Here is a 19,924-nt window from a genome sequence, read left to right on the forward strand (position 1 = left end):
GCCGGTTTGCCAGCCGGCGGTTGTTACACGTTAAGCGATTTCTTCTTGTTAAACTTCACAAAAAACCGGCAATGGTCGCCGTTGTCGGCCCTGCAAGTCATCCTTTCCACCTGATCGGCGCCAAGCACTTTCTTAAACATCTCTGTTTCGCAGGCGCAGGCCTTTTTAAACTTTTTGGCCACGGCGAAGATAGGGCAGTTATGTTCAACGATTTCGTACGTGTCATCATCTATTTTTGTAACGTCGGCCATATAGCCTTTTCCGTTTTGGATCTCTGTAAGCTTTTCAATCTTTTCTGCCGCGGTTTTGCCATGCATATTAGGCAAGTAGCTGTTTTTTTGCCGCTCGCTTCTTTTTTCCAACAGATAATCGATGATGTCTTCACCGTGCAATTCTTTTAGATCGTGAAGAAATTCAACCGTCATATTTTCGTAGTTTTTCGGAAAAAGCTCATCAGCTTTAGAAGACAGCGCAAAGACCTGAAGCGGGCGTCCCATCGGCTGCTTCACTTCGCTGACGGTGAGAAGTGAATCCCGCTCTAACATATTCAGATGTTTTCTGACGGCCATTTCGGTTATTCCTAAACGTTTTGAAAGCTGACTGACGGTCATGCTTTTCTCTTTTTTTAACAGTTCAAGTATTTTATCTTTTGTTGAGAGCCTGGAATCCATTTGATCACCCGCCTTTTTGAAAGTTTTTTGAACAATTAAGTTTATCATATTTTAGAAAAAGAAACAAAACCGTCTGCTGAAAACGGCTTCTTCAATAAAAGGGGAGGGACGGAAAAAAACTTTCTAAACTTTATAGTTGAAAAAGTTTAGAAAATGATTTTATAATAGGTTCATAACATAATTTATACATATGAGGAGGACATAACATGTCAAAATATGAACTTCCGGCATTACCTTATTCTCACAGCGCTCTTGAGCCTAATATTGATGAAGAAACGATGAAGATTCACCACGGGCGTCACCATGCAACATATGTAAACAATTTAAACGCTGCTTTGGAAGGACGCGATGAACTGGCAGGTAAATCGGTTGAAGAGCTGATTGCAAACCTTGATGCAGTACCGGCTGAGATCCGTACCGCCGTCCGCAACAACGGGGGAGGGCATGCAAACCACAGCCTGTTTTGGAATATCCTTTCTCCAAACGGAGGCGGCGCGCCTGCCGGAGAGATTGCAGAAGCGATCAATCAAACGTTTGGAAGCTTTGATCAATTTAAAGAAGAATTTGCGAAAGCAGCGGCCGGACGCTTCGGCTCCGGATGGGCTTGGCTCGTTGTCGATAAAGACCGCTTGGCGATTACCTCTACGCCTAATCAGGACAGCCCGCTCATGGAAGGCCAAAAACCGGTTCTCGGACTTGATGTGTGGGAACATGCATACTATCTAAAATATCAAAATAAGCGGCCTGACTACATTTCCGCTTTCTTCAATGTCGTGAACTGGGAAGCAGTCAACAAATATTATCAAGCTGCCCGCGGATAAGGCAATTCCCTAAAATCAAAGTTTTTAGTTACAGCGGAGGTATTTTTAAAATGGCAAATGTTTTATTTATTAAAGCAAACCCGCGTCCGGCCGAACAGGCGGTCAGCGTAAAACTGTATGAGGCGTTTTTAAACAGATACAAGGCGTCACATCCCGAAGATCAAATCACGGAACTCGATTTATTCAAAGAAAATCTGCCTTATTATGATATGGATAAGATTAACGGTATGTTTAAACTGGCAAAGGGCATCGACATGACAGATGCCGAAAAAGAAGCAGCCGGGCTGGTACAGAAGTATTTAGATCAATTTCTTGCAGCCGATAAAGCCGTTTTCGCATTTCCGCTTTGGAATTTCAGCGTTCCGTCCGTGCTTCACACATACCTTGATTACCTTTCACAAGCCGGCAAGACCTTCAAGTATACGCCGGAAGGACCTGTCGGGCTGATTCGCGACAAAAAAGTGGCGCTTCTTAATGCCAGAGGGGGCGTCTACTCAGAAGGGCCTGCCCAATCAACGGAAATGGCCGTTAACTACGTGAATAACATTATGCATTTCTGGGGCGTAGAAGATTTGACAACCGTCATTATCGAAGGACACAACCAATTCCCAGACCGGGCCGAACAAATCATCGAAGATGGATTGAAAAAAGCAGAAGCTGCGGCCGTTAATTTTTAATAAAATTCACAGTCGAAAGCAGGTTTCCATTCATGACAACATCCATCAAGCTCCTGCGGATCATCGGTATTATTGAAGGAATATCCTATTTGGCATTGCTCTTTATCGCGATGCCGTTTAAATACTTTGCCGGTTATTCAGGCCTTGTTCAGAGCTTCGGCATGATACACGGCGTATTGTTTCTCCTGTTTGTGCTGATGCTCGTTATTGTCTGGTTCCGTCACCGCTGGGCGTTTCTCAGCGTTCTCGGAGCTTTCATGGCATCGCTCTTGCCGTTCGGTACGTTTGTTCTCGATGCCCGTTTGCGGAAAAAGCAGTGAACGTCCTGCAAAAAAGATCTCCTGAGGAGATCCTTTTTTGTTTTAAAATAGATTCGTAAGATCGGAAAACCATATATTAATCCATACGATTTGATTCGTATACAAGAGGATTCCGATAAAAACGAGCATTCCTCCGCCGATTTTCATCAACACATGCGAGTATTTTGTAAAGAATTTTACCTTTCCGATGAAAAACGCCATCACTAAAAACGGAATCGCAAATCCCAACGAATAGGCCGTCACAAGCATAAGCGTCCGGGCCGGATCGGGATTCGTGAAGTTGGCGTACGCAATCGTTCCGAAAATGGGACCGATACACGGCGTCCAGCCGGCCGCAAAAATAATTCCGACAAGTATGGAGTTCAACACGCCGATTTTTCCTTTTCTAAACGAAAACCTTCTCTCCTTCAACATGAATGCCGGCTGAAAAACCCCCAATAAAAACAAGCCCATTAAACAAATAAAAATCCCGCCAAGCATCCTGATCAGGTTTTTATATTCAGAAAAAATCAATCCGACAGAGCTGGCCGAAAAGCCGATAATATAAAAAATCAACGAAAAACCGATCAAAAAAGAAGCCGCATGAAGCAGCACCGTTTGATTGACGCCTTTTGTCTGCCTGCTTTTTAAATCGCTTACAGAAAAGCCCGTAATGTAAGAAATAAAAGAGGGGTACAACGGCAGACAGCACGGGGAAATGAACGATAAGAACCCTGCGCCGAACGCGAGCCATATCGTTACGCTTTGCATTTGATCATCTCCTTAAAACCGCAGTAAACTACAGTAATGATAACATTCCAAATAGTGGGTCGTCTACAATAATATACAAAAGAAAAAGGGAGGAGCTTATTAGAAGCGAATGAATTTTCTGTACATATTGTATTGGAATTGACACAAAGCCATCCTGACGGTACAGTAACTTTTTTTGGAATGATCCGCCCAACACGCTCATGTGATGTGCAATCATACTCATTGTAGGGGGAGTTGTACTATGAAATACTTCAAAACATCCGGGAACAAAAGGAGGGCCGTCACATTGACGGTTCTTTTTTGATTATGACGAAAAAATCGGCATTCCGCTATGCGGGGCAGGGATAAAAGCTATTCAACAACCAAAATCCGGCGGCTTGGAGCCGGATTTCTAAAGGGGGTGTGGCTGCACACCGCTTTTTTTGGTCGTATAGAAATTTCTAGTCCTAGATTCCTAATAAAATCAGTTTTTCCGGAAGCTTCGGTAAAAAACTAGATTTTTATTTCTTTTCTTCCGCTGTATAATGTAAACGGTTTCTCTTGTAGTATACTTATACTATAAAGCGAACCTCACAGGAAGGATAGAAGAAACAGGTGAAACCAATGAATACAAGGCAAAAAGACATTTTATATCTGTTGATATCTGAACCTGAGGACTATTTATTAGTGCGGGATATTGCAGACCGGGCAAAGTGTTCTGAAAAAACGATCCGCAATGATTTAAAAGCGATTGAAGAGTTTTTAACCGAACATTCCGATGCCGAGCTCATCCGGAAACCGGGAGCAGGCGTTTCTTTAAAGATAGAAGAACACGAAAAGATGCGGTTAAGCCGTAAGCTGTGCCTAAAGCAGCGGCCGAAGGTACAAACCGATGAAGAAAGGGTACTTGAGATTGCCTATCGCTTGCTCATGAATGCAAAGCCGGTAACAGTGAAAGAAATCGCAGCGCAGCATTTTTTAAACAAGTCCGTCATCAAACGGGATTTGGATATGATAAAAGAATGGCTGAAGGACTTTCACTTAACGCTCATTTCAAAGCAGCGGATCGGCCTGATGATCGAAGGAAACGAAAAAAACAAACGAAAAGCGCTGGCCAGAATATCAGATTTGATAGAAAATCAAGAGTTTGCCAGCGAATTCATGAAAAAACAATTTTTAAGCCATGAAGTGAAATTTGTGACAAATGAAATCTCAGCACTGCAAAAGCGTCATTCTTTGCGTTTCACAGACGAAACGTTCGAAAGCTTATTGTTGCACACGCTGCTGATGATCCGCCGCATGAAAATGAAACAGCCGATATCGATTTCCCGGGAAGAGATGGCGCTAGTTCAAAAGAAAAAAGAATATCAATGGGCATCCGCATTTTTGAAAAAGCTTGAGCGCGTTTTCGCCGTCCAATTTCCCGAAGAAGAAGTCGTATATTTAACATTGCATATATTAGGCGGAAAAGTGCGCTATCCGTTATGGCAAGATGAGGAGGAAAGCGTAAAAAATCCTTTGCTGAGCGATGTTCTCGATCATTTGGTTGACCGCGTCTCCAAGCTGAAGATGATTGATTTCCGCAAAGATGCGGGATTGATCGAGGGGCTCAGCATCCATTTAAATACCGTGTTGAACCGGCTGAATTATGACCTTTCTGTATCAAATCCAATGCTTCACGACATTAAAAAGATGTACCCTTATATGTTTCATACCGTGGTGGACGTCTTGGAAGATATTAATCAATCATTTCAGCTTTCGATACCCGAAGAGGAAGCGGCGTACCTCACCCTGCATTTTCAAGCGGCGAGCGAACGGATGAACTGCGGCAGCCGGACGCAAAAGAAGGCGATCATCGTCTGTCATATGGGAATCGGAATGTCACAATTGCTGCGGACGAAGATTGAACTGGCATTCCATCAAATCGCTGTGCTGGATTGCATTGCAAAAGCGGATGTGGCGGACTACCTGGCAAATCACGAGGATGTAGAGCTTGTCATTTCAACTGTATCACTAGAAGCGGTAAAGGTTCCGCACGTCGTTGTATCGCCGCTGTTGGAGCCGGCGGATGAGAAAAAGCTGGGCATTTTTATGGATCAGCTTGATCAGCCGTCCCGCAACAAGCAAAAAACGTTTACGATGCTGAATAATACGACTCCTTTTTTAGTGTTTTTACAACAGGATGCAGAACACCGCTACAAATTAATCGAAACATTGGCGATGGCGTTGTATCAGAAAGGCTATGTCGAAAAGGATTATGCTCTCCACGCCGTGGTAAGGGAAAAAATGTCGGCCACGTCCATCGGGGGAGGCATTGCCATTCCCCACGCCAATTCCAAATTCATTAAAAAATCGGCAATTGCCATTGCAACTTTAAAAGAACCGCTTGATTGGGGAAACGAAAAGGTATCGCTCGTTTTCATGCTCGCGGTAAAACACGAGGACCGCGACATGACGAGGCAATTGTTTCACGAACTGTCTTTTTTAAGCGAGCAGCCGGCGTTTGTTCAAAAATTGACGAAGGAAACAAATGTTATGAAATTTCTATCATATTTGGACTATTAAAAGCAAGGATCAGTTCCTTGCTTTTTTATAGAAAAAAGCCGATTTTTCCGGAAGTTGCGGTAAAAAACCAGACTTTTGATTTTAAGATTTTGATATATAGTAGACACAAGACTTGCGAATAGGAGGATTTAACATGAAACTGTTAGCGGTTACATCATGCCCGAACGGGATCGCTCATACGTATATGGCGGCAGAAAATTTGCAAAAAGCAGCCGACAGATTGGGCGTAAAAATGAAAGTGGAAACCCAGGGCGGGATCGGCGTCGAAAATGAACTGACCGAACAGGACATTCAGGAAGCAGACGCTATCATTATCGCTGCCGACCGCTCGGTAAACAAAGACCGGTTTACGGGAAAAAAGGTGCTGTCTGTCGGGGTACAGGACGGAATCCGCAAACCGGAAGAATTAATTCAAAAAGCTTTGCACGGAGATATCCCCGTCTATCAATCCAGTTCACAATCGGCAAAAGCCGGCCATCAGGCGAAAAAACAAAACCCGATTTACCGTCATTTAATGAACGGCGTTTCGTTCATGGTTCCGTTCATTGTCGTCGGCGGATTATTAATCGCACTTGCGCTCACGCTCGGGGGCGAAAAAACGCCAAAAGGCTTGGTGATTCCGGACGCTTCATTCTGGAAGACGATTGAACAGATTGGAAGCGCTTCATTCACGTTCATGATCCCGGTCTTAGCCGGATATATCGCGTACAGCATCGCCGATAAGCCCGGCCTTGTTCCCGGCATGATCGGCGGATACATTGCGGCGACGGGAAGCTTTTACGGCAGCGCGAGCGGCGCCGGTTTCCTCGGCGGGATTATCGCCGGATTTTTGGCAGGGTATGCGGCGCTGGGAATCAAAAGATTAAAGGTTCCAAAAGCAATACAGCCGATCATGCCGATCATTATTATCCCGGTACTGGCCTCGCTTATTGTCGGATTAGCGTTTGTATTTTTGATCGGCGCTCCTGTCGCGCACGTGTTTGAATCATTGACGGTTTGGCTTTCTGGTATGCAAGGATCGAGCTCGATTATTCTGGCATTGATTTTAGGAGCGATGATTTCATTCGATATGGGCGGACCTGTCAACAAAGTGGCGTTCATGTTCGGTTCAGCCATGATTGCAGAAGGAAACTACGAAATTATGGGACCGATTGCCGCAGCAATTTGTATACCGCCGATCGGGCTCGGAATCGCCACATTTATAGGAAAAAGAAAATTTCAAACGGCTGAAAGAGAAATGGGGAAAGCATCATTCACGATGGGGCTCTTCGGCATTACAGAAGGCGCCATCCCATTTGCGGCGCAAGATCCGTTGCGCGTGATCCCGAGCATTATGGTGGGCGCCATGACAGGATCGGTCATCGCCATGATCGGAAACGTCGGAGACAGAGTCGCACACGGCGGCCCGATCGTTGCTGTGCTGGGGGCTGTCGATCATGTTCCGATGTTCTTTGTTGCCGTAATTGCCGGATCGTTTGTCACTGCGATTTTAGTCAACATCCTGAAAAAAGACGTCACCCAAGCGCAGCAGCAGGAGCTGGAGGAAGCCGCAGCGGCAAAAGAAGATTTGCAGCAAGACGTGCCGGCGGAAAACAGGCAGCCGGAGAAAACGCGTATCAACAAGCTGACGGACATCACCAGTTTTGACCTGATCGAACCTCAGCTATCCGGCATAACGCGCGACGACATTATTGATGAAATGATTCAGCAATTGTCCCGGGCAGGTGCGCTCAAGTCAGAAAGCGAATTCAAACAAGCAATCCTGAGCCGTGAACAGGAGAGCACAACGGCAATCGGAATGAATATTGCGATTCCGCACGGGAAATCCGATGCAGTGTTAAAACCAAGCGTCGCATTTGGAATCAAACGGGCGGGAGTCGATTGGAAAAGCCTCGACGGCACAAAGGCGAAACTCATTTTTATGATCGCCGTTCCGAAAGAAAGCGAAGGAAATGATCATTTAAAACTCCTGCAAATGCTGTCCCGCAAACTGATGGATGACAGGTACAGGGAAACATTATTATCCGTCCGGACAAAAGAGGAAGCATACAAGCTGCTTGAGGAAATCATATAAGGTCAGGTGAAACGAAATGAAGACTGAACCATTATTTTTTGCACCCGTTTTCAAGGAAAGAATCTGGGGAGGTACGGCATTGGCTTCTTTCGGCTATGACATTCCATCGGATCGGACAGGGGAGTGCTGGGCTTTTGCCGCACATCAAAACGGGCAAAGCGTTGTTCAAAACGGAATGTATAAAGGGCTTACACTTACGGAATTGTGGGAAAAACACCGGCATTTATTCGGCCATGCAGAGGGGGACCGCTTTCCTCTCCTAACCAAAATATTAGACGCCAACCAAGACTTATCCGTTCAAGTACACCCAAATGATGAGTTTGCACGAAAAAGAGAAAACGGCGAACTCGGCAAAACGGAATGCTGGTATGTCATCGATTGCAAAGAAGATGCCGAAATCGTTTACGGACACCATGCAACATCAAAAGAAGAACTGATCTCCATGATCGAGCTTAAAGAATGGAACCGGCTTTTGCGGCGCGTGAAGGTAAAGCCGGGAGATTTCTTCCATGTACCAAGCGGAACGGTTCATGCGATCGGTGAAGGCATACAGATTTTAGAGACGCAGCAAAATTCTGATACAACGTACAGATTATACGATTATGACAGAAAAGATGCGGAGGGAAATCTGCGCGAGCTGCATCTTGAAAAAAGCATAGAAGTGATAGACGTTCCATTTACGGAACATCAGCCGGAAATCCGCCAAGAACAAACGGATGACCTCTGCGTCACCTCATTTATCGAGTGTCCCTATTTTTCAGTGAAAAAGTGGGAGGTAAAAGGAGCAGCCCGCTTAAAACAGGAAAAACCGTTCCTGCTTGTCAGCGTCATCAAAGGGGAAGGGGGCATCACCTCAAGCGGACATGAATATTCATTGAAAAAAGGAGATCACATCTTGCTGCCCGACGGCTTCGGCGAGTTCGAGATTAGCGGGCATGCCGAATGCATTGTATCAAGCCTGTAAAATGAAACCGGTTCCTTCGTACGAGGAACCGGTTTTGTACGCAAGCTATTCTTTCAACATCCGAAAATCGATAATATTTCCGTATCGATCTGATTCAATATGGTAGCATCCCGTCATCAGCTGCTTTAATTTTTCGCGCCCGCGCTGCACCCTTGATTTCGCCCCTGAATAAGACATCCCCGTCTTTTCGCACAATTCCTTTTGCGACAGCCCCTGGATTTCTGTCAGTTCGAGCGCCTCCCGATACTTTTCCGGCAGCCTTTTGATCGAGGAGCGAATACAAGCAGCCGCTTCTTTTGTATAGTTTTCCTCTTCGGTGTCACCGCTTAATTCAATTTGCTCTGGAAGCTGTTCAATCGATTTATCCGTACGGTAAAAATCGATGATCGTATTTCGGGCAACCTTGTAGATCCAAGCGCGGATGTTTTGTACATTCTTTACATTCGAGAGATGAATTTGAACTTTCATAAATACGATTTGCACTAAATCATCAACTGCCGATTGGTCTTTGACTCTAAGCGCGATAAATGTTTTTAACGGCTCATGATATCTATTCCATAGATCTTCTACATTCACTTCAATATCCTTCTGCTGCATTTTGCGTCCGTTTTACATTTGCTTCGTCTTCTTTATCGTAACAGGAAGCCGGGAAGTTGTTGAATCATTTGCTTCACTGCTTACAAAACATTGTATAAGGAGAGGATTGTCATGAAATATACTTTTTTAGGAAGAACGGGATTGCGCGTCAGCCGTTTGTGCCTGGGGACGATGAACTTTGGAGTGGATACAGATGAAAAGACAGCATTCCGCATCATGGACGAAGCGCTCGATAGCGGCATACAGTTTTTTGATACCGCCAATATCTACGGCTGGGGTGAAAATGCCGGATTGACGGAAAGCCTCATCGGAAAATGGTTTGCCCAAGGGGGGCAGCGCCGCGAAAAAGTCGTCCTGGCGACGAAAGTGTATGAACCGATATCTGATTCAAACGACGGACCGAACGATACAAGAGGCCTGTCTCTTTACAAAATCAGACGCCACCTGGAAGGATCTCTGAAGCGGCTGCAGACCGACCATATCGAACTGTATCAAATGCATCATATCGACCGGCGGACCCCGTGGGATGAAATATGGGAAGCATTCGAGGGCCAGGTTCGATCAGGCAACGTCGACTACATCGGCTCAAGCAACTTTGCAGGCTGGCATTTGGTCAAAGCACAGGCAGCAGCCGCGAGACGCAATTTCATGGGGCTTGTCACAGAGCAGCATAAGTATAGTTTATTAGAGCGGACGGCGGAAATGGAAGTGCTGCCGGCTGCCCGGGATCTCGGCCTTGGCGTAGTGGCATGGAGCCCGCTTGCAGGAGGGCTTCTCGGAGGCCGTGCGCTAAAAAAGCACGCCGGAACCCGAACGTCCCAAAGGGCGGATTTAATCGAAAAGCATCGAACACAGCTTGACAGATTTTCGGCTTTATGCAAGGAGCTGGGGGAGAAAGAAGCCAATGTTGCGTTGGCATGGGTGCTTACAAATCCGGCGCTCACCGCACCGATTATCGGGCCAAGAACCGTAGAACAGCTGCGGGATGCGATCAGAGCGGTCGAAATCAGTCTGGAAGAAGACGTGCTCAGCGAGCTGAATGACATTTTTCCCGGACCTGGAGGGGAAACACCTGAGGTATATGCCTGGTAGACGTATTGACGAAAAGTTATTTCAGTAAATCTTTCAAACATCAGAAAAATGAGCTGTGCCGCCGAGAGACATCCCGATCGCCGGCCGGCTCATTCCTGGATTTCAGACTGCTACAGTTTCTTGATCACTTCCGATCCTGACTGTTTAAGGCTGAAAATTTTTGCAAGATTCACTTCATGACAAGACGATTGAGCATTTCTCGTTTCATTTTTATTTTTTTAATAAATTAAAATGCTGGAAGAGATGTCAAATGATTTTTGTGAAACAGAAAGAAAAACAGAGATACAGAAAGTAAATAGGATATATGAAGTTAAAAATCACTCAAAATCATCTCATTTCATCATTTTTAATGTTTTATCAAACTTTACAGTTCAATTTAACGAGAGTAATATAAATCTCATCAAAAATCTGAATAAAATTTCCAATTATCGTAACCGCTGAATTCCAGTTTGGAAGCGGGGGAACCATTTTTGTGGTACTGCCACTTGGGGTGAATCCTTTTTTAAAGGTAAGGTGACTCTTTGCACCTGAATCCGACAGCTAACCTCGCAAGCGTTTAAAGAGAACCCAAATACGTGCGGAAAGCACGGTTTCTTAACTGTGCCCTAAAAAAAGCCGTAAGAGGTTTGTTCTCTTGCGGCTTTTTTTCATGCCGTTTTACAGAAAACAAAGGGGGTGATGTACGTGTTGGATTTTTTGATGCTGGTCATCTTTGCCGCTTTGGTATCAATGATTCTTTTATTGGCCAAATGGGCTGAACATACAATCGGTCACCAACCAAAAAAATAACCGTGAAAGGAGAAGCGCAATGATTCTATTGATAGCTGCAGTTATCGCGCTGTTTACCTATTTGACATACGCCTTGCTTCATCCGGAAAAGTTTTAGTAAACACAAGTGGGGGTTGAAGAAATGATTTTGTTTATTTCAATATGCGTCATCGTATTGATTGCACTTTTGTCAGCTAAACCAATGGGTCTTTACATTGCTAAAGCATTTGATTACGGCCCATCCAAAATCGACAGGCTGTTTCTCCCGGCTGAACGGTTATTTTACCGAATTGGCGGTGTGAAAACGGAAAATCAATCTTGGAAGAAATACGCGGTTTCCTTAGTATTAACAAACGCGGTCATGATCTTGATTGTTTATGCGGTCTTTCGGCTGCAAGGAATATTGCCGTTAAACCCGACGAATGTCAGCGGAATGAGTCCTTCGCTTGCGTTTAATACGGCAATCAGTTTTATGACCAATACGAATTTGCAGCACTACAGCGGCGAAATCGGTCTTTCCCTGTTTTCGCAAATGTTTGCGATTATCTTTTTAATGTTTACGGCGCCTGCCACTGCGTTGGCCGCGGCAATTGCCATGATTCGGGGCCTCGCCGGAAAACCGCTCGGAAACTTTTATGTTGATCTGGTCCGCTGTATTACCCGGATTCTGCTTCCGGTTGCAGCGGTCATGTCCCTTGTTTTTGTCGGTCTCGGCGTTCCGCAAACAGTTGATGCATCTGTAGTGGCAAAAACGCTGGAAGGAGGGGACCAAACGATTTTACGCGGACCCGTTGCATCCTTTTTATCCATAAAAGAGCTGGGAAACAACGGCGGGGGATATTTCGGAGCAAACTCTGCACACCCATTTGAAAATCCAAATGGGTGGAGCAATGCGCTGCAAATGTTATTAATGCTGCTTATCACCGTTTCACTGCCGTTTACGTATGGGAAAATGGTCGGAAACCCAAAACAGGGGCGCATTCTCTTTATCTCGGCGGGACTTCTCTTTTTATTCATAATGGGTGCAGCTTTTATGGCGGAATCCAACGGGAACCCGGCAATCAATGAAATGGGAATTCAGCATGAAGCCGGCAGTCTGGAAGGAAAAGAGGTCCGCTTCGGAACCTGGTATTCATCCTTGTATGCCATGGTGACAACGGCAAGTGAAACGGGTGCGGTCAATGCCATGCACGACAGCCTGATGCCTCTGACAGGATTGCTGGCCATGGCCAATATGATGCTGAACACCGTCTTCGGCGGATTCGGAGCCGGATTTATGAACATGCTGCTGTATGCGATGATCGCCGTGTTCTTGTCTGGTTTAATGGTTGGAAGAACACCTGAATTTTTAGGCAAAAAAATTGAAGGCAAAGAAATGAAGCTATTGGCTGTCACGTTGCTGATTCAGCCGCTGTTGATTTTAGGGGCGTCTGCACTTGCCCTCTATACCCCAATGGGACGGGAAGCCATCTCGAATCCCGGTTTTCACGGGATCAGCCAAATTTTGTACGAATTTACGTCCTCAGCGGCAAACAACGGATCGGGTTTTGAAGGGCTGAAAGATGGAACAGCGTTCTGGAATATGTCAACAGGGATTGTGATGTTCATCGGCCGCTATATTTCAATTGTTACGCTTTTGGCAGTCGCCGGATCTTTGCTTGAAAAAAGAACGGTCCCTGACACCATCGGTACGTTCCGGACCGATTCGGGTATATTTGGCGGTATTTTCGTCACGGTGATTCTGATTGTCGGGGCATTAACCTTTTTCCCTGTGCTGGTTTTGGGACCTGCCGCAGAATTTTTAACTTTATAGGAGGGCTTACAGTGAACGATTTCAGCAATGCCGAACGGCAGCACGGAGCGGATTCGGTTCGGAAAACGAATAAAACCCTTAATAAAACGATTGTAAAAGAGGCGCTTAAAGACGCTGTTTTGAAATTGGATCCGCGCATCATGATTCGAAATCCGATTATGTTTGTCGTTGAGATAGGCTTTTTTATCTCGGTTTTAATTTCCGTATTCCCGCAATTTTTCGGGAGCATGGCGCCCGTCTGGTTTAATGCGGCGGTCTCCGTCATTTTACTGTTCACGGTTTTGTTCGCCAACTTCGCCGAAGCTCTGGCTGAAGGGAGAGGAAAGGCGCAGGCCGATTCTTTAAAACAGACGAAGAAGGGAATATGGGCCAATCAAGTAGTTAACGGGAATATAGAAAAAGTTTCATCTTCCGATCTTCGCAAGGGCGACATCGTCATCGTCTCCCAGGGAGAAATGATCCCGAGCGACGGCGAAGTGATCGCGGGTCTCGCTTCAGTCGACGAATCGGCGATTACCGGCGAATCAGCGCCGGTCATAAAAGAGGCGGGGGGCGATTTCAGCTCTGTTACGGGAGGAACCCGTGTTGTCAGCGATTCGATTAAAGTAAAAATTACAAGCGAACCAGGAGAAACGTTTTTGGATCAGATGATTGCCCTTGTTGAAGGAGCGGAAAGGCAAAAAACGCCGAATGAAATCGCCTTGAATACGGTTTTGACAAGCTTAACGATCATCTTTCTCATCGTCGTCGTTACACTCCCGTTTTTTACCGGCTATCTTGGGTTTCAAATCGATCCGGCGGTCCTGATCGCTTTGCTGGTCTGCCTGATTCCTACGACAATCGGAGGTCTCTTGTCGGCGATCGGCATTGCAGGCATGGATCGAGTGACCCGCTTTAACGTACTTGCCATGTCGGGAAAAGCCGTCGAGGCGGCAGGCGATATTAATACGATTATTCTTGATAAAACCGGAACGATCACATTTGGAAACCGGATGGCAAGCGAATTTGTGCCAGTCGGTGATGAAACGCTCCAATCCGTCGGTGAATACGCGGCGATCAGCTCTATTCACGATGAAACGCCTGAAGGCCGGTCCGTCATCGACCTCGCCAAAAAACGGGCCATCGAATACGACCCGGCGGCTGAAGGAGAATGGATCGAATTTAAGGCGGAAACAAGAATGAGCGGCGTTGATTTGACGAATGGCAGAAAGGTCCGTAAAGGCGCCGTCGATGCCGTGAAAAAGTGGGTTGAAACAAACGGAGGAAACATCCCGCCGGACCTTGACAGGGAAAGCGGGCGAATTGCAAAAGAAGGCGGAACACCTCTGGCCGTTGCGGCAGACAATAAAATCTACGGTTTAATTTATTTGAAAGACACCGTAAAACCGGGGATGAGAGAACGCTTTGAAGAACTTCGGAGAATGGGCATCAAAACGGTGATGTGTACGGGTGATAATCCATTAACGGCGGCTACGATTGCCAAAGAGGCCGGCGTGGATGATTTTATCGCGGAAAGCAAACCGGAAGACAAAATCAACGTGATCAAACGCGAACAAGAGGAAGGTAAGCTGGTCGCCATGACAGGAGACGGCACGAACGATGCCCCGGCGCTGGCCCAAGCTGATGTGGGGCTGGCCATGAACAGCGGGACAACGGCGGCCAAAGAAGCGGCGAACATGGTCGATTTGGATTCCAACCCGACGAAAATCATTGAAGTGGTGTCGATCGGAAAACAGTTGCTTATGACTCGCGGTGCTCTTACAACGTTCAGCATCGCAAATGATATCGCCAAATATTTTGCGATTATCCCGGCGATGTTTATGCTGGCGATTCCTGAAATGAAAGTGCTGAATATCATGGGACTTGCTTCACCAATGTCAGCCATTTTGTCGGCGCTCATTTTTAATGCGGTAATTATTCCCCTGCTTGTCCCTTTAGCAATGAAAGGGGTCGCATACAAGCCGATGAGCTCAAATGCTTTGCTCGCCCGCAACCTGTTGATATATGGACTTGGCGGAGTGCTTGTCCCGTTTATCGGAATCAAGCTGATTGATCTTATGCTTCAGATATTTGTATAAGGTGGGAGATTACAATGAAAGAAATAGGTGCAATGATAAGAATCAGTTTATTGCTGTTGATTGTGTGCGGGCTTATGTATCCACTGGCCGTTACGGGAATCTCACAGGCCGTGATGCCGAAAAAGGCGAATGGAAGCCTTATTTACAACCGAAAAGGAGAGGTCATCGGCTCTGAATTAATCGGGCAGCAGTTTACTGATCCGTGCTTTTTTAACAGCAGAGTATCCAGCATCGGCTATGATGCCTCAAGTTCCGGATCGCCAAATGAGGCACCCTCAAATTCCGAGTTATTAAAACGGGTCAAAACATCAATCTCTGAATGGAAAAAGGAAAATCCGGATGTTCCCGTCAGCAAACTGCCGATTGACCTAATCACGAACTCTGCCTCGGGGCTTGATCCTGACATCAGCCTGGCCGCCGCATATGCACAAATCCCAAGAATCAGCCGTCTGACAGGGATTTCAAAGGCAGAACTCGAACAATTAGTTGAACAGCATGTCAAGAAGGCTTCCCTTTTCAGCGAAGCCCGCGTCAATGTTCTGCTGCTTAATATCGATCTGAAAGAAGAGCTGAAGTAACGGCTTCTCCCCCTGTGCCTGCCCCGGGAGACACAGGGGGAATCATTAACGAAAGACGGAGATGCATATGATGCGAAGAAAACATATCCGAGATTATCGAAAGAAAACACCGGAAGAACTGCTGGCTGAAATCGAACAGCTGAAAAGAGGACATTGGACCATTTATATCGGATCAGCTCCGGGCGTAGGGAAAACGTATCGAATGCTGCAGGAAGCCCATGATGTAAAACGCGAAGGCATAGACGTTGTCATCGGTTTGATCGAAACGCATAACCGGACGGAAACGGCCGCATTAATAAAGGATTTAGAGGTTATTCCTAAACGGAAAATTGAATATAAAGGAAAAGTCCTCAAGGAAATGGATGTTGAAGCGATCATTGAGCGAAAACCCGACCTTGTCATCGTCGATGAACTGGCTCATACGAATGTACCCGGTTCCAAGAATGAAAAACGACACATGGATGTTGAAGATATTTTGAAAGAAGGCATCAATGTTATGTCTGCGGTTAACATTCAGCATTTTGAAAGCGTTCATGACATCGTACAGCATGTGACCGGCGTTAAGGTAAGGGAACGGATTCCCGACCGGATTTTAGATCTGGCGAGCGAAGTCATCCTTATCGATGTCACGCCGGAAACCCTGCAGAAGCGCCTGAAAGAAGGAAAGATTTACGAAAAGCATAAGATTCAGCAAGCTTTAACCCATTTTTTTACAAAACATAATTTAGCCGCACTGAGAGAGCTTGCTTTACGTGAAGTCGCCGACGATGTAGACGGCCGAATGGAACGTACAAATGGGCTGAATGGGAATCATCGGCCAAGAGGAACAAATGAAAAAATACTAGTTTGTATACAGCACGGCAAAAATGCTGAAAGGCTGATCCGCCGCGGTTGGCGAATCGCGAGCCGCTTAAAAGCCGATTTATTTGTTCTGAATGTTTCCCGCAGCACGATAGAAAACATATCGGCCGGCAAAAGAGCTCAAATTAAACAATGGAAACGGTTTTCTGCACAATTCGGCGCCGAGTTTATTTTTAAAATCGCAAACCAGCGCCATATTTCAGAGACGATTGCCAATGTGGCAACGGAAAAAAGCATCACGCAAATCGTTCTTGGACAATCTGCGCGGTCGAGATGGGAAGAAATCAGAAAAGGATCGATCGTAAATACGATTATGCGCCATACCGACGGAATCGATATTCACATCGTTTCTGATGAAAAAAAGTGAGATACTGATCCGGTGTTCTCTATGACGCCCTCTTTTTTTGAATTTGATAAGCGATCTCCATAAGTTCTGCACATTTTCGTTTTATGATATTGGCAAATACCATTAGAAGGAGAGTATGTGCATGCGAAAAAAACGATTTGTTCCATCATTGTTTGCTGTTCTTCTTATCGTACTTGGCGCTTGCGGAAACACAAACACGGATAAGGATCATGCAACGAACGGAAACAATGAAGACACGCATGAGATGGATCACAGCAACATGGAAGTCCCTGAAGGTTTAAAAGAAGCAAAAAACCCAACATATAAAGTGGGAACGAAAGCGATCATGAACGCAAATCACATGAAAGGCATGAATGGCGCTGAAGCGACGATCACCGGCGCTTATGATACTGTCGTCTATGCCGTTTCATATACACCGACAACCGGCGGAAAACGAGTCGAAAACCACAAATGGGTCGTTCAAGAAGATATCAAAGATGCCGGCGATAAGCCGTTCAAACCGGGGGCAAAAGTAACCTTGGAGGCCGACCATATGAAAGGGATGAAGGGGGCAACCGCCACAATCGATTCGGCGGAAAAAACGACGGTTTATATGGTGGATTATAAGCCGACAACCGGCGGGAAAGAAGTGAAAAATCATATGTGGCTGACCGAAAGCGAGCTTTCGCCTGCTGATTAAATGAGCCAAAAGAGCTTATTCGCCTGAGTAAGCTCTTTTTTATTGTGCATTTGCAGCCGGCACAAAGAACGATGAAAAACATGTACTGATCCTAAACATAAACATGTCATTTGTATGTAAAAAAAGAAAGAGGGGCTAACAGATCAAATTCAAAAGAACGAAACTCGCTGAATTAACCATTTCCTACAATCCTTCAGGAGCCGGCCTTCCCGGATGAGCATCGTGTTATGTTCCAGCGAGGAATAAGTGAAAAGCTGTAAAAAAACTAAATCGAAAGTGAGATTTCTTTTCTAAGTTCCAGTTTTCGATATAAAAGCGCAAGCATCATCGATGGAATCGTACAAACAATCATTCCGATAAAGGCATATCTTGGCTCAATTTCGTATAAATAGCCGCCGAAAATTGTAAACACGGCAGTGCTCCAACTAAGAGCCAATGCTGAATATATACCTTGTGCTTTCGGAATTTGCACATGTGAAATATTTTTTATCAAGTATTTCATAAAGGCATAGTGCCCCATAGCAAATGAGCATGCATGGAGGGTTTGCGCTATACAGAAAACCATTACATTAGGAAAGGCAAATACTAATATCCAACGTACGGAAGAACCAAATGCCGCCATTGCAAGCAAGGAGCCTACTGAAAAATTGTGAAATCTCCGGTCTGCGATTGAGAAAAAGATAATTTCTGCAATCACGGCAATGTTAATTATTACACCTATTAAATATTGCGGTGCATGAATTTCTTGTAAAAAGAGATAATCATAATTGTAATAAGAAGCATGTGCCGCCTGGAGTAAGATGACTATAACCAGTACCAAACGAAAGCGCTTGATCCGGAGTAATTTTAACATACTCCTTTTTTGTGTTTGGTCTGCCGGCGGCTTTTTAGACAGAATCATAGGCGCAGGCATGAAACCGAGACATACCAATACGGCTATACCAAGTAACAGCGCCCATAAAATAACTTCATCTCCAATTATCCCAGTAAAGATGGATAGAAACATGCCGGCCGAGATGAATCCAATAGATCCCCACTGCCGGCTTCTCCCGTAATGCCTTAATTGGCCGCTTTGCACGAGAGCTCCGGCGGCGCTATCAAGAGCGGGCATGAATGCAGGGTAAAAAAAATGGAATACTACTGTAACGATAAGCAAGCTGGTAAAGGAACCCGCCGGAATATAAAACAGAATAGCAACCAGCGTACCGATTCCCGCCCCATTCAATAAGGACTTGCTGCTAAATTTCCCTGACAAATAAGGAAAAGCAGCCAATGTGGAAAGGCCTCTTGCAACCAAACCCAGGCTCATAATCAAACTGGCTTGAGGAACCGTAATCCCTTTTGTATGAATGATCCATCCCGTCCAATAAGGCAGAAAAATGCCCCATGTCATAAAAAAACTAAAAAACTGTATGCTCATCCAGCGATGTGTGTTCATTCTGCATCCCCCCATCGTTTGCATGTTATCATGTAAACAGATAAAAAAATATGAGATATCTCATATTATCGGGGTGGATGATGGAAATCTACAAGGGTGAGAAAAAGCGGCAGCAGTTGGAGAGGCACTCTATTTCGCATCTGTTTTCTTTTCCAGTTGAAGAGTTTATGGAAGTGCACGAGTATCAGCGCGATGAATGGATGATTCGAGAAGGTACGAGAACGGAGTTCCTTTTTTACGTTATTGAAGGAAAAGCCAAAATATATGTCACACATCAAAATGGGAAGGTTTCCTTAATTAATTTTATCAACGCAAATGATTATATCGGAGAAATGGAATTATTACATGAGGCGTACTATACAAAAGGAGTTCAGGCATCAACGAAGACCGTTTGTTTTGCGCTTCCTGTTCATCGCTGTCGCAAACAATTAATGGAAGATGCAAAATTTCTGCGTGAATTAACCAAGTTTTTAAGTATAAAGGCAACACTTATGGCTGCAAAGTATTCCCAAAGCCTTGCATTTCCGCTTGAACATCGGCTTGCGGATTTTATTTTGCAAACAGCTGATGAAGGAGTTTATAAGGAGAAACATGTAACCGTTTGTGATTATTTAGGCGTATCCTACCGTCACTTATTGCATGTGATGACACAATTTTGCGATAAAGGTTATTTGCAAAAGGAAGGGCGGAATTTTCGCATTAAACAGTACGATTCCTTATATAAACTGACAGAAATGTTGAAAAATAAGTAGACTTTCAGACAAAATTAAATTTTACAGTAATCCATTAAGGAGATTCAGACATTCAATTCTGCAGTATGGGCGGCTTTCTA

General features: G+C 45.2%; 17 protein-coding genes and 1 riboswitch. Of the genes, 13 read left to right on the plus strand and 4 right to left on the minus strand.

All coding sequences use genetic code 11. The features are described from left to right. Nucleotides 1-23 precede the first annotated feature (23 nt). The gene (locus tag MHB78_RS12585; RefSeq protein ID WP_046131435.1) at nt 24-671 is read right to left on the minus strand and encodes a metalloregulator ArsR/SmtB family transcription factor; all 648 of its coding nucleotides are present in this window, start codon (nt 669-671) and stop codon (nt 24-26) included. A 206-nt stretch (nt 672-877) separates the two neighbouring features. Between MHB78_RS12585 and MHB78_RS12590 the strand changes: the two genes are divergently transcribed. Genes MHB78_RS12590 through MHB78_RS12600 form a run of 3 tightly spaced genes read left to right on the plus strand, consistent with a single transcriptional unit; the run spans nt 878 to nt 2,489 of the window. Further along, nucleotides 878-1,492, plus strand: a complete 615-nt coding sequence (locus MHB78_RS12590; RefSeq protein ID WP_046131434.1) for a superoxide dismutase — start codon at nt 878-880, stop codon at nt 1,490-1,492. A 50-nt stretch (nt 1,493-1,542) separates the two neighbouring features. Beyond that, nucleotides 1,543-2,169: an FMN-dependent NADH-azoreductase gene (locus MHB78_RS12595; RefSeq protein WP_046131433.1), complete on the plus strand. Its 627-nt coding sequence runs from the start codon at nt 1,543-1,545 to the stop codon at nt 2,167-2,169. 32 nt (nt 2,170-2,201) lie between these two features. After that, complete coding sequence (locus MHB78_RS12600; protein WP_046131432.1) at nt 2,202-2,489, plus strand: DUF3817 domain-containing protein; 288 nt, start codon at nt 2,202-2,204, stop codon at nt 2,487-2,489. Nucleotides 2,490-2,531: 42 nt separating this feature from the next. Here MHB78_RS12600 and MHB78_RS12605 read toward each other — a convergent pair whose 3' ends face one another. After that, nucleotides 2,532-3,239 (minus strand): cytochrome c biogenesis protein CcdA, encoded by a 708-nt coding sequence (locus MHB78_RS12605; RefSeq protein WP_046131431.1) that lies wholly within the window; start codon nt 3,237-3,239, stop codon nt 2,532-2,534. 594 nt (nt 3,240-3,833) lie between these two features. Here MHB78_RS12605 and MHB78_RS12610 point away from each other — a divergent pair. The 3 genes from MHB78_RS12610 (at nt 3,834) to manA (ending at nt 8,821) form a co-directional block, all read left to right on the plus strand. Then, nucleotides 3,834-5,783, plus strand: a complete 1,950-nt coding sequence (locus tag MHB78_RS12610) for a BglG family transcription antiterminator (RefSeq protein WP_099047042.1) — start codon at nt 3,834-3,836, stop codon at nt 5,781-5,783. A gap of 133 nt (nt 5,784-5,916) precedes the next feature. Beyond that, the gene (locus MHB78_RS12615) at nt 5,917-7,857 is read left to right on the plus strand and encodes a fructose-specific PTS transporter subunit EIIC (protein WP_046131429.1); all 1,941 of its coding nucleotides are present in this window, start codon (nt 5,917-5,919) and stop codon (nt 7,855-7,857) included. A gap of 16 nt (nt 7,858-7,873) precedes the next feature. Continuing rightward, nucleotides 7,874-8,821 (plus strand): mannose-6-phosphate isomerase, class I, encoded by a 948-nt coding sequence (gene manA, locus MHB78_RS12620; RefSeq protein WP_046131428.1) that lies wholly within the window; start codon nt 7,874-7,876, stop codon nt 8,819-8,821. A gap of 45 nt (nt 8,822-8,866) precedes the next feature. On the opposite strand, the gene sigZ is transcribed toward manA, so the two are convergent. Beyond that, complete coding sequence (sigZ, locus tag MHB78_RS12625; RefSeq protein ID WP_046131483.1) at nt 8,867-9,397, minus strand: RNA polymerase sigma factor SigZ; 531 nt, start codon at nt 9,395-9,397, stop codon at nt 8,867-8,869. Between the two features lie 132 nt (nt 9,398-9,529). Here sigZ and MHB78_RS12630 point away from each other — a divergent pair, with 132 nt between their 5' ends. The 6 genes from MHB78_RS12630 to MHB78_RS12655 all read left to right on the plus strand — a co-directional run bounded on the left by MHB78_RS12630 (nt 9,530) and on the right by MHB78_RS12655 (nt 17,654). After that, nucleotides 9,530-10,510, plus strand: coding sequence for an aldo/keto reductase (locus MHB78_RS12630; RefSeq protein WP_046131427.1), 981 nt, complete (start codon nt 9,530-9,532; stop codon nt 10,508-10,510). A gap of 425 nt (nt 10,511-10,935) precedes the next feature. Continuing rightward, nucleotides 10,936-11,081, plus strand: a riboswitch (cyclic di-AMP (ydaO/yuaA leader). Between the two features lie 342 nt (nt 11,082-11,423). Then, the gene (gene kdpA, locus MHB78_RS12635; protein WP_046131482.1) at nt 11,424-13,091 is read left to right on the plus strand and encodes a potassium-transporting ATPase subunit KdpA; all 1,668 of its coding nucleotides are present in this window, start codon (nt 11,424-11,426) and stop codon (nt 13,089-13,091) included. An 11-nt stretch (nt 13,092-13,102) separates the two neighbouring features. Further along, nucleotides 13,103-15,169, plus strand: a complete 2,067-nt coding sequence (gene kdpB / locus MHB78_RS12640; protein WP_046131426.1) for a potassium-transporting ATPase subunit KdpB — start codon at nt 13,103-13,105, stop codon at nt 15,167-15,169. Nucleotides 15,170-15,183: 14 nt separating this feature from the next. Then, nucleotides 15,184-15,747 carry a potassium-transporting ATPase subunit KdpC gene (kdpC, locus tag MHB78_RS12645; RefSeq protein ID WP_046131425.1) on the plus strand — a complete coding sequence of 188 codons (564 nt, stop codon included), beginning with the start codon at nt 15,184-15,186 and terminating at the stop codon, nt 15,745-15,747. Between the two features lie 70 nt (nt 15,748-15,817). After that, nucleotides 15,818-16,975 (plus strand): KdpD-like non-kinase potassium sensor, encoded by a 1,158-nt coding sequence (kdpDN, locus tag MHB78_RS12650; protein ID WP_197672608.1) that lies wholly within the window; start codon nt 15,818-15,820, stop codon nt 16,973-16,975. A gap of 121 nt (nt 16,976-17,096) precedes the next feature. Then, the gene (locus MHB78_RS12655) at nt 17,097-17,654 is read left to right on the plus strand and encodes a YdhK family protein (protein ID WP_046131424.1); all 558 of its coding nucleotides are present in this window, start codon (nt 17,097-17,099) and stop codon (nt 17,652-17,654) included. Between the two features lie 265 nt (nt 17,655-17,919). On the opposite strand, the gene MHB78_RS12660 is transcribed toward MHB78_RS12655, so the two are convergent. After that, nucleotides 17,920-19,092, minus strand: coding sequence for an MFS transporter (locus MHB78_RS12660; RefSeq protein ID WP_046131423.1), 1,173 nt, complete (start codon nt 19,090-19,092; stop codon nt 17,920-17,922). Nucleotides 19,093-19,172: 80 nt separating this feature from the next. Between MHB78_RS12660 and yeiL the strand changes: the two genes are divergently transcribed. After that, complete coding sequence (yeiL, locus tag MHB78_RS12665; RefSeq protein WP_046131422.1) at nt 19,173-19,844, plus strand: transcriptional regulator YeiL; 672 nt, start codon at nt 19,173-19,175, stop codon at nt 19,842-19,844. Nucleotides 19,845-19,924: the final 80 nt, after the last annotated feature.

The sequence above is a fragment of the Bacillus sp. FSL K6-0138 genome (assembly GCF_037982765.1).
Lineage (GTDB): Bacteria > Bacillota > Bacilli > Bacillales > Bacillaceae > Bacillus > Bacillus glycinifermentans.